12 protein-coding genes are annotated in these 12,738 nt (G+C 71.8%); 7 read left to right on the top strand and 5 right to left on the bottom strand.

What is annotated here, in order from left to right; genetic code table 11:
• Positions 1–27 precede the first annotated feature (27 nt).
• Both ACIP89_RS31530 and ACIP89_RS31525 read right to left on the bottom strand, forming a co-directional pair.
• On the bottom strand, positions 28–729 hold the full coding sequence (locus ACIP89_RS31530; RefSeq protein WP_401931917.1) for an ArsR/SmtB family transcription factor: 702 nt from the start codon (positions 727–729) through the stop codon (positions 28–30).
• A 15-nt stretch (positions 730–744) separates the two neighbouring features.
• Positions 745–1,419, bottom strand: a complete 675-nt coding sequence (locus tag ACIP89_RS31525) for a TetR/AcrR family transcriptional regulator (protein ID WP_401930599.1) — start codon at positions 1,417–1,419, stop codon at positions 745–747.
• 64 nt (positions 1,420–1,483) lie between these two features.
• Here ACIP89_RS31525 and ACIP89_RS31520 point away from each other — a divergent pair, with 64 nt between their 5' ends.
• From ACIP89_RS31520 to ACIP89_RS31510, 3 genes are all read left to right on the top strand, one after another.
• The gene (locus ACIP89_RS31520; RefSeq protein ID WP_401930602.1) at positions 1,484–2,635 is read left to right on the top strand and encodes an acyl-CoA dehydrogenase family protein; all 1,152 of its coding nucleotides are present in this window, start codon (positions 1,484–1,486) and stop codon (positions 2,633–2,635) included.
• A 98-nt stretch (positions 2,636–2,733) separates the two neighbouring features.
• A complete protein-coding gene (locus ACIP89_RS31515) occupies positions 2,734–3,024 on the top strand; it encodes a YiaA/YiaB family inner membrane protein (RefSeq protein WP_199884559.1) in 291 nt (96 codons plus the stop codon).
• 83 nt (positions 3,025–3,107) lie between these two features.
• Positions 3,108–3,731 (top strand): TetR/AcrR family transcriptional regulator, encoded by a 624-nt coding sequence (locus ACIP89_RS31510; protein WP_402117918.1) that lies wholly within the window; start codon positions 3,108–3,110, stop codon positions 3,729–3,731.
• 28 nt (positions 3,732–3,759) lie between these two features.
• Here the strand turns inward: ACIP89_RS31510 and ACIP89_RS31505 are convergent, their stop codons facing one another.
• The gene (locus tag ACIP89_RS31505) at positions 3,760–4,221 is read right to left on the bottom strand and encodes a MaoC family dehydratase (RefSeq protein ID WP_401930608.1); all 462 of its coding nucleotides are present in this window, start codon (positions 4,219–4,221) and stop codon (positions 3,760–3,762) included.
• 131 nt (positions 4,222–4,352) lie between these two features.
• Between ACIP89_RS31505 and soxR the strand changes: the two genes are divergently transcribed.
• Positions 4,353–4,835: a redox-sensitive transcriptional activator SoxR gene (gene soxR, locus ACIP89_RS31500; RefSeq protein WP_401930611.1), complete on the top strand. Its 483-nt coding sequence runs from the start codon at positions 4,353–4,355 to the stop codon at positions 4,833–4,835.
• A gap of 192 nt (positions 4,836–5,027) precedes the next feature.
• On the opposite strand, the gene ACIP89_RS31495 is transcribed toward soxR, so the two are convergent.
• The gene (locus ACIP89_RS31495) at positions 5,028–5,639 is read right to left on the bottom strand and encodes a hypothetical protein (RefSeq protein WP_401930614.1); all 612 of its coding nucleotides are present in this window, start codon (positions 5,637–5,639) and stop codon (positions 5,028–5,030) included.
• 231 nt (positions 5,640–5,870) lie between these two features.
• On the opposite strand from ACIP89_RS31495, the gene ACIP89_RS31490 reads away from it, so the two are divergent.
• On the top strand, positions 5,871–8,711 hold the full coding sequence (locus tag ACIP89_RS31490; RefSeq protein WP_401931921.1) for a penicillin acylase family protein: 2,841 nt from the start codon (positions 5,871–5,873) through the stop codon (positions 8,709–8,711).
• Positions 8,712–8,831: 120 nt separating this feature from the next.
• Here the strand turns inward: ACIP89_RS31490 and ACIP89_RS31485 are convergent, their stop codons facing one another.
• Positions 8,832–10,112 (bottom strand): exo-beta-N-acetylmuramidase NamZ domain-containing protein, encoded by a 1,281-nt coding sequence (locus tag ACIP89_RS31485; protein WP_402117867.1) that lies wholly within the window; start codon positions 10,110–10,112, stop codon positions 8,832–8,834.
• 183 nt (positions 10,113–10,295) lie between these two features.
• Here ACIP89_RS31485 and ACIP89_RS31480 point away from each other — a divergent pair, with 183 nt between their 5' ends.
• Together ACIP89_RS31480 and ACIP89_RS31475 are read left to right on the top strand one after the other, a co-directional pair.
• A complete protein-coding gene (locus tag ACIP89_RS31480) occupies positions 10,296–11,060 on the top strand; it encodes an SDR family oxidoreductase (protein WP_402117866.1) in 765 nt (254 codons plus the stop codon).
• Positions 11,057–12,715, top strand: coding sequence for a class I adenylate-forming enzyme family protein (locus ACIP89_RS31475; RefSeq protein ID WP_402117864.1), 1,659 nt, complete (start codon positions 11,057–11,059; stop codon positions 12,713–12,715). Before ACIP89_RS31480 ends, ACIP89_RS31475 begins: the two co-directional genes overlap by 4 nt.
• The last annotated feature ends 23 nt before the right edge of the window (positions 12,716–12,738 follow it).

Here is a 12,738-nt window from a genome sequence, read left to right as displayed (position 1 = left end):
GACGGTAAGGCCGCGATTCTTCGGTGCCTACCGAATAGTCGCCGGGTCGATGCCCAGCCGCGCGGCCAGGGCCCGTTCGCCGTCCGGGGTGGCCCGCACCGCACGCCCGGACCCGATCCGTACGCACCAGCCGGACTCCAGCACGTGGCGGCACAGGGCGGCGCCCGCGGCCCCCGCCAGATGCGGCCTGCGCTCGGTCCAGTCCAGGCAGCCGCGTACGAGCGGACGCCGCGACCGGGTCTCCAGGCCGATGCCCAGCGCGCCGAACCAGTCCAGCCCGGCGTCGGTGAGCGCGAAGCCGGTGTCCTGCCGCAGCAGCCCGCGTGCGGTCATCGCATCGGTGACCGCCAGTCCGAGGCGGCCCGCGAGGTGGTCGTAGCAGGTGCGGCCGCGGGCCAGCGCGCTGTCGGCGCCCGACGCCCCCAGGGTGCGCGGCCGGGCGGCGGCGCCGGGGGCCTCCCGGCCCGCCAGCTCCTCGACCAGGTGCGCGACCTGCTCCCCGGCGAGCCGCAGATAGCGGTGCCGGCCCTGCCGCTCCTCGGCCAGCAGCCCGCCCGCGACGAGCTTGCCCAGGTGCTCGCTGGCGGTCGACGGGGCCACCGAGGCGTGCCGGGCCAGCTCGCCCGCGGTCCAGGCCCGGCCGTCGAGCAGGGCCAGGCAGAAGACGGCGCGGGTCTCGTCCGCGAGGAGGGCGGCGAGCCGGGGCGCGGCGGGGTCGGGGTAGGCCATGTGTTCCAGGATGCTTCAGGAACGCTTCGGCACCGGCCGAACGGTCCCGGCGGCCGTGGGCGGCGCGTACTGCAGGGCGAGTCCGTCGATCAGCGCGCGCAGCCCGGTCTCGAAGGCCCCCTCGTCGACCTGCTGGCGGCGCTCGGCCAGCAGGTGGGCCTGGCCGAGGTGGGGGTAGTCGGCGGGGTCGTACGCGGTCTCGTCGTCCACGAAGCCCCGGGCGAAGGAGCCGAGCGCGGAACCGGTGATGAAGTAGCGCATCAGCGCGCCGATGTACGTGGCCTGGGCGGGCGGCCAGCCCGCGCGGACCATGGCGCCGAACACCGCGTCGGCCACCCGCAGTCCGGCCGGGCGGCGGCCGGGACCCTGGGCCAGCACCGGGACGATGTGCGGGTGCTCGGTGAGCGCCGCGCGATAGGAGACCGCCCAGTCGTGCAGGGCGGCCCGCCAGTCACGATGGTCGGACTCGTCGAACATCGACAGATCGACCTGCGCGGAGACGGCGTCGGCGACCGCGTCCAGGATCTCGTCCTTGTTGCGGAAGTGGTTGTAGAGCGACGGGCCGCTGACTCCGAGCTCGGCCGCCAGCCGGCGGGTCGAGACGGCGTCGAGCCCCTCGGCGTCCACCAGGGCACCCGCCGTCGCGACGATGCGGTCTCTGCTGAGGAGGGGCTTGCGCGGGCGGGCCATGCGGCACATAGTAGGCCCTGCGCATCTAAAACTAGCAGTGCTAATTAAGTGGGAGGGCCGATCGGTGAACCTGGAGCTCAGTGAGGAGCAGGAAGCCGTCCGGCGGCTCGCGGAGGACTTCGTCGCCCGTGACGTCGCGCCGTACGCCGCCGAGTGGGACCGTGCCGAGAACGTCGACAAGTCGATCGTGAAGAAGCTGGGCTCCCTCGGCTTCCTCGGCCTGACCGTCCCCGAGGAGTACGGCGGCTCGGGCGGCGACCATCTCGCGTACTGCCTGGTGACCGAGGAGCTCGGCCGCGGCGACTCCTCGGTCCGCGGCATCGTCTCCGTCTCCCTCGGGCTGGTCGCGAAGACCATCGCCGCCTGGGGCGACGAGGAGCAGAAGCGGCAGTGGCTGCCGGGGCTGACCTCGGGCGACGCGGTGGGCTGCTTCGGCCTCACGGAGCCGGGCACCGGCTCGGACGCCGGAAACCTGACGACCAGGGCCGTGCGGGACGGCGGTGACTACGTCATCAACGGCACCAAGATGTTCATCACCAACGGCACCTGGGCCGATGTGGTGCTGCTCTTCGCCCGCACCAACGACACCCCCGGCCACAAGGGCATATCCGCCTTCCTGGTCCCCGCCGACACCCCCGGCCTCACCCGCCGCACCATCCACGGCAAGCTCGGACTGCGCGGCCAGGCGACCGCGGAGGTGGTGCTGGAGGACGTCCGGGTCCCCGCCGCCACGCTCCTGGGCCCCGAGGGCAAAGGCTTCTCGATCGCCATGTCCGCCCTGGCCAAGGGGCGGATGTCGGTGGCGGCCGGCTGCGTCGGCATCGCGCGGGCCGCCCTGGACGCGGCCGTCGGGTACGCCGGTGAACGCGAGCAGTTCGGCAAGGCCATCGCGGGCTACCAGCTCGTCCAGGAGCTCATCAGTGATATCGCCGTGGACGTCGACGCCGCCCGCCTGCTCACCTGGCGGGTGGCCGATCTGATCGACCGGGGCGAGGAGTTCGCCACCGCCGCGTCCAAGGCCAAGCTCTTCGCCTCGGAGGCCGCCGTCCGCGCCGCCGGCAACGCCCTCCAGGTGTTCGGCGGCTACGGCTACATCGATGAGTACCCGGTCGGCAAACTGCTGCGCGACGCCCGGGTGATGACGCTCTACGAGGGCACCAGCCAGATCCAGAAGCTGATCATCGGCCGGGCGCTGACGGGGGTCTCCGCGTTCTGAGGCGGGCCGGCGCCGCACTGCTCGAACGGGCGTCTGAGTACCGGACTGAGTACCCGGACGGATGTGGTGTACGTCATGCCGCCGGGATGCTGGGCGGCATGAGTGAGACGACATCGGTCAAGCAGCAGAGCACCGCCGCCTTCTACGGTCAGGCCGTCGCGTCCTTCGGGGTGGCGATGGGCGCGGTGGCTCTCGGTATCTACTTCCTCGACGCGGACGCCTGGGTGCGCGGGTTCCTCGCCATCGGCGTCCTGTACCTGGTCACGTCCTGCTTCACCCTCGCCAAGGTCATCAGGGACCGGCAGGAGGCGGGCCAGCTGGTCAGCCGGGTCGACCAGGCCAGGCTGGAGAAGATCCTGGCCGAGCACGACCCCTTCCAGAAGCTCTGACGATCTCATCCGGCGAGAGGTCCTAAGCGCTTGCTCAGGATCGGGGTATGGTGTTCGTCCTGCTGACCGAGAGGGGCCTGACGATGAGCACGGCGGAGGAGACCGACGGCGAGAGCGCGCCGTGGGCCGAAGTGACGCCCGAGGCTGCCAGGCGGCTTCTCGTCGCCGCCGTGGACGCCTTCGCCGAGCGCGGATACCACGCGACCACCACCCGGGACATCGCGGGCCGCGCCGGAATGAGCCCCGCCGCGCTCTACATCCACTACAAGACGAAGGAAGAGCTGCTCCACCGGATCAGCAGGATCGGCCACGACCGCGCCCTGGCCGTCCTGGAGGCGGCGGCCGACGGCGGGGGTACGGCCGCCGAGCGGCTGGCCGCCGCGGTCCGCTCCTTCGTCCAGTGGCACGCCGAGCGGCACACCACCGCACGCGTCGTGCAGTACGAGCTCGACGCCCTCGCCGCGGAGCACCGCACCGAGATCGTCGAGCTGCGCCGCCGGAGCGACGCGGTGGTGCGCCGGATCATCGGGGAGGGCGTGGCGGCGGGGGAGTTCGACGTCCCCGACGTGCCGGGCACCACGCTCGCCGTGCTCTCGCTCTGCATCGACGTGGCGCGGTGGTTCAACGCCCAGGGCAGCCGGACGCCGGAAGAGGTCGGTGACCTGTACGCCGGCCTCGTGCTGCGCATGGTCGCTGCCGGACGGTGACGCGGCCGCGGCGGCCTCCGGGCGGAGCTCAGAAGTAGTACCGCGACACCGACTCGGCCACGCAGGCCGGCTTGTCGCCGCCCTCGCGCTCCACCGTGACGACCGCGGTGACCTGCACGCCGCCGCCCGCCTCCTCGACGCTCTTCAGGACGGCCGTCGCCCGCAGCCGCGATCCCACGGGCACCGTCGAGGGGAAACGGACCTTGTTGGTCCCGTAGTTGATGCCCATCTTCATGCCCTCGACCCGCATAACCTGCGGCACGAGGGCGGGCAGCAGTGAGAGTGTGAGGTAGCCGTGCGCGATCGTCGTGCCGAACGGTCCGGCCTTCGCCCGCTCCGGGTCCACGTGGATCCACTGGTGGTCGCCGGTGGCGTCCGCGAAGAGATCGATCCGCCGCTGGTCGACCTCCAGCCAGTCGCTGTGCCCCAGCTGCTCGCCCACCCCGTCGCGCAGCTCCTGCGCGGACGTGAAGATCCTCGGCTCTGCCATGTCCCTGGCCCTGCCTTCCCGCTCTCGGCCATCCGTACGCGCGCCTGTCTAAGCGCTTGCTCAGCATGGTTCGCGGGTGCGTTCCTGTCAACGACGGACCGGCCGGGGCGAGGCCACGTAGGGTTCGAGGGGTGCCCCAGATCCCACAGACACTCCATGAACTCACGGTCGGCCAGCTCTCCGCGCGCAGTGGCGCCGCCGTGTCGGCCCTGCACTTCTACGAGGCCAAGGGCCTGATCAGCAGCCGCCGCACCAGCGGGAACCAGCGCCGCTACGACCGGGACGCGCTGCGCCGGGTCGCCTTCGTCCGCGCGGCGCAAAGGGTCGGCATCCCGCTCGCCACCATCCGGGACGCGCTGGCCGAACTCCCGGAGGAGCGCACCCCGAACCGAGACGACTGGGCGCGGCTCTCCGAGGCGTGGCGCTCCGAGCTGGACGAGCGGATCGTGCAGCTGGCGCGGCTGCGCGACCACCTGACCGACTGCATCGGCTGCGGCTGCCTGTCGCTGGAGAACTGCGTGCTCTCCAACCCGGACGACATCTTCGGTGAACGGATGAGCGGTTCGCGCCTGATGCCGTGCAAGCCCGCGAAGTGCGCAGGGGAAGAGAGCTGAGGCGCCTGGCCGGGCGGGTTGTGCTCGTCCGGCAGCCGCGCGTGTCGCCCGTCCGGCGGCCGTGCGCGCGGGTTGCTCATCCGGCGGCCGTGCGCGCATGTCCGCCCGTCCGGCAGCCGTACGTATGTGTGTGCCCGTCCGGCAGCCGCGCGTCCCCCGGACGCCGGGCGGGCCGCTCCGTTCCTCAGGCCATCAGGCCGCCGACGCCAGGCCGCACAGCCGGGTCCGCCGGGCCTTCGCCAGCGCCGCCCGGGTGAGCACGGGCTGCGGCACCACGATTCCGCAGCCGGTGCAGACCGGACCGGACCACGGCTCGCTGTCCAGGTCCTGCCGCCAGGCGATCCGGCCCTGCGCGCAGACCGGGCAGCCGTTGCCCGGCTCCGCCTCCAGGGCGGAAATCAGCCGCGCCAGTACCTCCGCGAGCGGCGCCGCGGGGTGGACGGCCGGGTCGTCGCACCGCGCGACGCCGTTCCCGCCCCAGGTGCGCCGGTGCCAGTCGTCGAACGCGCCGGGCCGGCGCAGTCCGTCGTGCTTCTCCCGTCGGCGGCGCTCGGCGAACCCCGCCTCGTAGCGCAGCCAGACCGCCCGTGCCGTCTCCAGCTCCTCCAGGGCGCGCGTCAGCCGCGCCGGATCAGGGGCCCGGTCCTCGGGCTCTATTCCGTGCCGGGCACACAGATGATCCCAGGTCGCCCGGTGTCCGTAAGGGGCGAAGCGCTCCAGGCACTTGCGCAGCGAGTACCGCCGCAGTGCCAGATCGCTCCGCGGATCGCGGACCTGTCTCGCAAGGCTCCGGAAACCGGCCATTGCGCCGCCACCTCCGTCGTTCGTACTCCGTCGCCCGAAATTCGGCGTCAACCCAATGGACGTACGACTGCCCGGATCGGCTCCATCCATGAGTGCGGTCGTCCATCTACTGAGATGACCGGTCGTCACGCGACCGCATGTGGTGATTCGGAAAAGGTGACTGATGCTCACCTTACCGATGGGTCATACCGCCGGTAACGTCCGGCACATCGGCCTTTCCGAGGAGCACGCATGCCCCCACGCACCGGCACCACCGCCCGCACCGGCAAGTTCCGGGCCGCCACGATCGCGGCCGTACTCGCACTCGGTGCCTCTCTGCTGGCCACCGCGCCCCACGCGGGCGCCGCCGAGCCCGATCCCGTACCCGACTACTGCCAGGGACAGTGCGACGACATCCTGCCCCCCGGCGAGAACGGCAACGCCACCCTCGTCGACATCCTGGGCAACAAAGCGTTCGGCACCCATCCCGCGCACAGCGACGACCAGCTCGACCGCTACAACGGGCTGGTGGCCGGGCACACCGGCCTGACCGACCAGAAACTCACCGACTTCTTCAACGACGCCTCCTTCGGCGTCCCGAAGGACCAGGTGGAATCCGTCACCTCGCCCCGCAGCGACGTCACCATCACCCGCGACAAGGTGTCCGGCGTCCCGCACATCAAGGGCACCACCCGCTACGGCACCGAGTTCGGCGCCGGCTTCGCGGCCGGGCAGGACCGGCTCTGGCTGATGGACCTCTTCCGTCACATCGGGCGCGGGCAGCTGACCTCGTTCGCCGGCGGCGCACTGGCCAACCAGGGCCTGGAGCAGCAGTTCTGGCCGCAGGCCCCGTACACGGAGGACGATCTCAAGGCCCAGGTCGAGTACATACGGACCCATGAGGGCCCCCGCGGCGAGCAGGCCATGGCCGATGCCCAGGCCTATGTGGACGGGATCAACTCCTACCGCGAGAAGTCGAAGAAGGGCCGCTACTTCCCCGGCGAGTACGTCCTCACCGGCAAGATCGACGCCATCACCAACGTCGGTGAGATCCAGCCGTTCGAGCTGACCGACCTGATCTCGATCGCCTCCGTGGTCGGCGGCCAGTTCGGCGGCGGTGGCGGCGGCGAGGTCCAGGCGGCGCTCTCGCTGCTCTCCGCCCAGCAGAAGTACGGAGTGGCCGAGGGCACCAAGGTCTGGGAGTCGTTCCGGCAGCGCAACGACCCCGAGACGGTGCTCACCGTCCACGACGGCACCTCGTTCCCCTACGCGAACAAGCCCGACAAGGCCGTCGGCACAGCTCTCCCGGACCCCGGCTCCGTCACCGCCGAACCCCTGATCCACGACCGCACCGGCTCCGCGGGCACCAACGCGAAGGCCCCGGTCAAGGCGCCGGCCGAACTCAAGAAGGCCCAGGGCATCTACGACGACGGGGTCATCCCGGAGGGCTCGCTCCCCGGCTCCGGCCCGGGCGCCCAGAAGCGCGGCATGTCCAACGCCCTGCTGGTCTCCGGCAAGAGCACCGCGAGCGGGAACCCGATCGCCGTGTTCGGCCCGCAGACCGGCTACTTCGCCCCGCAGCTGATGATGCTCCAGGAGCTCCAGGGCCCCGGCATCAGCGCCCGCGGCGTCTCCTTCGCCGGCGTCGGCATGTACATCCAGATGGGCCGGGGCCAGGACTACGCCTGGAGCGCCACCTCGGCGGGCCAGGACATCACCGACACCTACACCGTCGAACTGTGCGAGCCCGACGGCTCCGCGCCCACCAAGAACTCCACGCACTACCTCTACCGAGGCGACTGCACCGCCATGGAGAAGCTGGAGCGCACCAACTCCTGGAGCCCCACCGTCGCGGACTCCACCGCGAAGGGCTCCTACCGGATGCAGGTGTGGCGCACCGGCTACGGAGTGGTCACCCACCGCGCCACGGTGGGCGGCAAGCCGGTCGCGTACACCTCGCTGCGCACCACCTACCGGCACGAGGCCGACTCGATCATCGGCTTCCAGATGCTCAACGACCCCTCCTACGTCACCGACGCCGCCTCCTTCCAGCGGGCGGCGAGCAACATCGACTACGCCTTCAACTGGTTCTACGCCGACTCACGCACCGCCGCCTTCTACAACAGCGGCATGAACCCGGTGCGCGCCCCCGGCGTCGACCCGGCCCTGCCGATCAAGGCCGAGAAGGCGTACGAGTGGCAGGGGTACGACCGGGCGGCCAACACCGCCGACTACACCCCGTTCGCCGAGCACCCGCACTCCAGCGGCCAGGACTACTACGTGTCCTGGAACAACAAGCAGGCCGAGGGGTACGCCTCCGCGGGCTTCGGGCTCAGCGCGGTGCACCGGGCCGATCTGCTCGACGAGCGGGTGTCGAAGCTGGTGCAGGAGGGCGGCGTGACCCGCGCCTCCCTCACCCGGGCGATGGCGGACGCCGCGCTCACCGATCTGCGCGGAGAGCAGCTGCTGCCCGAACTGCTGAAGGTGATCCGCTCCCAGCCGGTCACCGACCCGGACCTCAACGCGGTGGTCCAGCAGCTGGATTCCTGGCGGGCGGCGGGCGCGCAGCGCAAGGAGAGCAGCCCCGGTTCGCACGCGTACACCTACGCCGACGCGGTACGGATCATGGACGCGTGGTGGCCGAAGCTGATCGACGCGGAGTTCAAGCCGGGGCTCGGTGACGACCTGTACGGGGCGCTGACCGCCAACCTCGCCACCGACGAGTCCCCGGCCGCCAGCCACGGACCGAGCGGCGCGCACAGCGGTTCGGCCTTCCAGTACGGCTGGTGGGGGTTCGCCGACAAGGACCTGCGCCAGGTGCTCGGGCAGCCGGTCAAGGGCCCGCTGGCCAGGACCTACTGCGGCAACGGCGATCTGAGCGCCTGCCGCGCGGCGCTGCTGTCCTCGCTGAAGCAGGCGGCGGCGGTGCCGGCGGCCGAGGTCTACCCGGCCGACGCCACCTGCAAGGCCGGTGAGCAGTGGTGCACCGACTCGATCATCCACCGGGCACTCGGCGGCATCGCGCAGAAGGCGATCCACTGGCAGAACCGCCCGACGTACCAGCAGGTGGTGGAGTTCCCGGCACACCGCTGAACCGGCCTGGGCGGGCCCGCATCCAGCGGGCCCGCCCGGCACGCTCCAGTCCGTCCGGCGTTTGCGGACGGAGCCGGTCCGCCGGGCAGGCAGGCGTCCAACGGCCTGCCCGGCACCACCTCACCGGTACTGCAAGTACCGCTTCCGCACGGCCCGGAACGCGGCGAGATCCTTCGCCCACGCACCCACGACCTCATCCGTGTCCGCACCCGCGTCGATCATGGTGCGGACCCGGGTGTTGCCGGTGAGCTTGTCGATCCAGTTGTCCGGCCGCCAGGCGAACCCGCTCCACGTCCGCTTCGCCGTCACCAGCAGCGCGATCCCGGTGCGCACCGGGTCGAAGACCTCCCGGTCCCGCACATGGACCTGTACCCCGCCCACCGTCCTGCCCTCGAACTTGGAGAACGTCGGCGCGAAGTACGCCTCGCGGAAGGCCACTCCGGGCAGGTCGAGGGCGTTGGCGGCGGCCGCCCAGGTGTGGTCGATCCCCTCCGCGCCCAGCAGTTCGAACGGACGCGTGGTGCCGCGCCCCTCGGAGAGGTTCGTGCCCTCGAACAGGCAGGTGCCCGAGTAGACGAGCGCCGTGTCCGGAGTCGGCATGTTGGGGCTCGGCGGCACCCACGGCAGACCGCTCGCGTCGAAGAAGTCCGAGCGCGACCACCCCGACATCTTCACAATCTCCAGCTCGGCCGGGCGGTCCGCGAGGAACTCCCCGTTGAACAGCAGGGCGAGTTCGGTGACCGTCATGCCGTGCGCCTGGGCGATCTCCCGGCGGCCCACGAAGGTGCCGAAGGCCGGGTCGAGGACCGGCCCGAGGGCGGCCCGCCCGGACACCGGGTTCGGCCGGTCCAGGACGACGAACCTCTTGCCCGCCAGGGCCGCCGCCTCCATGCAGTCGTACAGCGTCCAGATGTACGTGTAGAAGCGGGCGCCCGCGTCCTGGATGTCGAAGACGATCGTGTCGACGCCGGACTCCGTGAACACGTCGGCCAGCGGCTGCCCGCTCTTGAGGTACGTGTCGTAGACCGGGAGCCCGGTCGCGGGGTCGTCGTACCGGCCCTCGCTGCCGCCCGCCTGCGCGGTGCCGCGGAAGCCGTGCTCCGGGCCGAAGACGGCCGTCAGACCGACCCGCCCGTCCGCGTGCATCACATCGACGATGTGGCGTACGTCGGAGGTGACCCCGGTCGGGTTGGTGACGATGCCGACCCGCTGCCCCTTCAGCAGTGCGTAGCCGTCCGCCGAGAGCCGGTCGAAGCCGGTACGCAGACCGCCGCGCCCGCCTCCGTGTCCGTTCCCGTGCCCCTCGCCGTGCGACGTACCGGCGGCCGCGGGAGCGGCCGTCGCCGCGAGGGCCCCCACGGCACCGCCCGCGGCCAGCAAACCACGCCTGGTCAGGCTCATTCCGCTACCTCCAAGATCGCGATGTCTGTCATGGTCACGCACGCTAGCGCGCACCCGGGCCGCAGGGAACGAGCCGGACGTGACCGATGTGGCAGGCGTGACGTATGAGGGGCGCCACCCTCTTCCCCGGCGACATACCGACTGGTTAGTCTGCCGGTGCAGCCGCAGAGAGAGGCAGGACCGATGAGTACGGTGCAGGGCGCGGGCGTAGTGGTCACCGGGGCCGGAGGCGGCATCGGAGCCGCGCTGGCCCGCAGATTCGCGGCCGAGGGCGCACGGGTCGTGGTCAACGACCTCGACGCGGACCGGATCGAGGCGCTGGCCGAGGAGATCGGCGGTACCGCCGTCGCCGGGGACGCCTCCCGGATCGTCGACGCCGCCCGGGACGCCCTGGACGGCACGGTGGACATCTACTGCGCCAACGCGGGACTCGCCTCGCCGGGTGACGTCTTCGCGGCCGAGGAGGTCTGGGCCGACGCCTGGGACGTCAACGTGATGGCCCACGTCCGCGCGGCCAGGGCGCTGCTCCCGGACTGGCTGGAGCGCGGCAGCGGCAGGTTCGTCTCCACCGCCTCGGCCGCCGGACTGCTCACGATGATCGGCGCGGCGCCGTACAGCGTCACCAAGCACGGGGTGGTCGCCTTCGCGGAGTGGCTCGCCCTCACCTACGGCCACCGGGGCCTCAAGGTCCACGCGATCTGCCCGCAGGGCGTGCGTACCGACATGCTGACCGCCGCCGGATCGGCGGGGGAGCTGGTGCTCGCCCCCAGCGCCATCGAGCCCGAGGCCGTCGCGGACGCGCTCTTCGCGGCGATGGCCGAGGACCGCTTCCTCGTCCTGCCGCACCCCGAGGTCGCCACGTACTACCGGGCCAGGGCCGAGGACACCGACCAGTGGCTCGGCAGCATGAACCATCTCCAGCGGAAGTGGGAGGCGACCGGCGCATGACCGAGTCGATCTACGCGGCGAAGCCCTGGCTGCCGCTGCTCAGCGAGGCCCAGCGGGCCCCCGTCCACCCGGCGGCCACCCTGGTGCACGCCTTCCGGGACTCGGTGGCCCGCGCCCCGGACCACCCGGCGCTCGCCTACTTCGACGGGCGCCTCAGCTATCGCGAGACCGACGAGCTCTCCGACTCCGTGGCCGGCCACCTCGCCGCCCGGGGGCTGGAGCGCGGCGACCGGGTCGCGATCATGCTGCAGAACTCGCCGCACTTCGTCCTCGCCCTGCTCGGCGTCTGGAAGGCCGGGGCGACCGTCGTCCCGCTCAACCCGATGTACAAGTCCGGCGAGGTCGGTCATGTGCTGAAGGACGCCGAGGTCTCCGCGCTGATCTGCTCCGACCGGGCCTGGGAGTCGTACCTGCGGGACACGGCGGCCGCCGCCCCGGCCGTCCGGATCGCGCTCACGGCCTGCGAGCTGGACTTCCAGACCACGGGCGACGACCGGGTGCTGGACTTCGAGAGGCTGCCCGCCGCCGAGGACGCCGACGATCTGGCCGCCGTCGCGCGGCAGGGGCTCGCGGCCCCCGCCGGCCGGGAGCTGACCGCCACCGACGTGGCGCTGATCAGCTACACCTCCGGGACCAGCGGCACCCCCAAGGGCGCCATGAACGCGCACGGCAACATCATGGTCAACGTCGAGCGCCAGCGCACCGGCCACCCCATCGCCGAGGGTTCCGCCTACTTCGCGCTCGCCCCGCTCTTCCACATCACCGGCATGGTGTGCCAGCTGGCCGTCTGCCTCGCCCACGCGGGCACCCTCGTCCTCGCCTACCGCTTCCACCCCGGCGTCGTCCTCGATGCCTTCGCCGAGCACCGCCCCGCCTACACCGTCGGCCCCTCGACCGCCTTCATGGCGCTCGCCGCGACCCCCGGCGTCACGCCCGAGCACTTCTCCTCGTTCCGGGTGATCTCCTCCGGCGGCGCACCGCTGCCGCCCGCGCTGGTGGAGAAGTTCCGGGCGGGCTTCGGCCCGTACATCCGCAACGGCTACGGCCTCACCGAGTGCACCGCGCCCTGCGCCTCCGTGCCGCCCGAGCGGGAGGCCCCCGTGGACCCGGTCTCCGGCACCCTCTCGGTCGGCGTGCCCGGCCCGGACACGGTGGTGCGGATCATCGACGAGAACGGCGCGGACGTACCCTTCGGCGAGCAGGGCGAGATCGCGGTGCGCGGACCGCAGGTCGTCTCCGGCTACTGGCGGCTGCCCGAGGCCACCGCCGCCGCCTTCCCCGACGGCGAGCTGCGCACCGGCGACATCGGGTTCATGGACCGCGAGGGCTGGCTCTACGTCGTCGACCGCAAGAAGGACATGATCAACGCCTCCGGCTTCAAGGTCTGGCCGCGCGAGGTGGAGGACGTCCTGTACACCCATCCGGCCGTCCGCGAGGCGGCCGTCGTGGGCGTCCCGGACGCCTACCGGGGCGAAACGGTCCGGGCCTACGTCAGCCTGCGGCCCGGCTCCTCGGTGGAACCGGGCGAACTGGGCGCGTACTGCAAGGAGCGGCTCGCCGCGTACAAGTACCCGCGCGAAGTCGAGGTCCTGGCCGAACTCCCCAAGACGGCGAGTGGGAAGATCCTCAGGCGGGAACTGCGTTCACCCCGGTAGTACGCACCACGCACATACGCACG

It is taken from the genome of Streptomyces sp. NPDC088730 (assembly GCF_044751215.1).
Lineage (GTDB): Bacteria > Actinomycetota > Actinomycetes > Streptomycetales > Streptomycetaceae > Streptomyces.
Note: the sequence above shows the minus strand (reverse complement) of the source record. Positions and strands in the feature narration are given on the sequence as shown.

Bases quoted from the DNA above. Each gene is read 5' to 3' on its own strand.
- ACIP89_RS31530 (WP_401931917.1), bottom strand. From the start codon at position 729: ATGGCCTACCCCGACCCCGCCGCGCCCCGGCTCGCCGCCCTCCTCGCG.
- ACIP89_RS31525 (WP_401930599.1), bottom strand. From the start codon at position 1,419: ATGGCCCGCCCGCGCAAGCCCCTCCTCAGCAGAGACCGCATCGTCGCG.
- ACIP89_RS31515 (WP_199884559.1), top strand. From the start codon at position 2,734: ATGAGTGAGACGACATCGGTCAAGCAGCAGAGCACCGCCGCCTTCTAC.
- ACIP89_RS31510 (WP_402117918.1), top strand. From the start codon at position 3,108: ATGAGCACGGCGGAGGAGACCGACGGCGAGAGCGCGCCGTGGGCCGAA.
- ACIP89_RS31505 (WP_401930608.1), bottom strand. From the start codon at position 4,221: ATGGCAGAGCCGAGGATCTTCACGTCCGCGCAGGAGCTGCGCGACGGG.
- ACIP89_RS31495 (WP_401930614.1), bottom strand. From the start codon at position 5,639: ATGGCCGGTTTCCGGAGCCTTGCGAGACAGGTCCGCGATCCGCGGAGC.
- ACIP89_RS31490 (WP_401931921.1), top strand. From the start codon at position 5,871: ATGCCCCCACGCACCGGCACCACCGCCCGCACCGGCAAGTTCCGGGCC.
- ACIP89_RS31485 (WP_402117867.1), bottom strand. From the start codon at position 10,112: ATGAGCCTGACCAGGCGTGGTTTGCTGGCCGCGGGCGGTGCCGTGGGG.
- ACIP89_RS31480 (WP_402117866.1), top strand. From the start codon at position 10,296: ATGAGTACGGTGCAGGGCGCGGGCGTAGTGGTCACCGGGGCCGGAGGC.
- ACIP89_RS31475 (WP_402117864.1), top strand. From the start codon at position 11,057: ATGACCGAGTCGATCTACGCGGCGAAGCCCTGGCTGCCGCTGCTCAGC.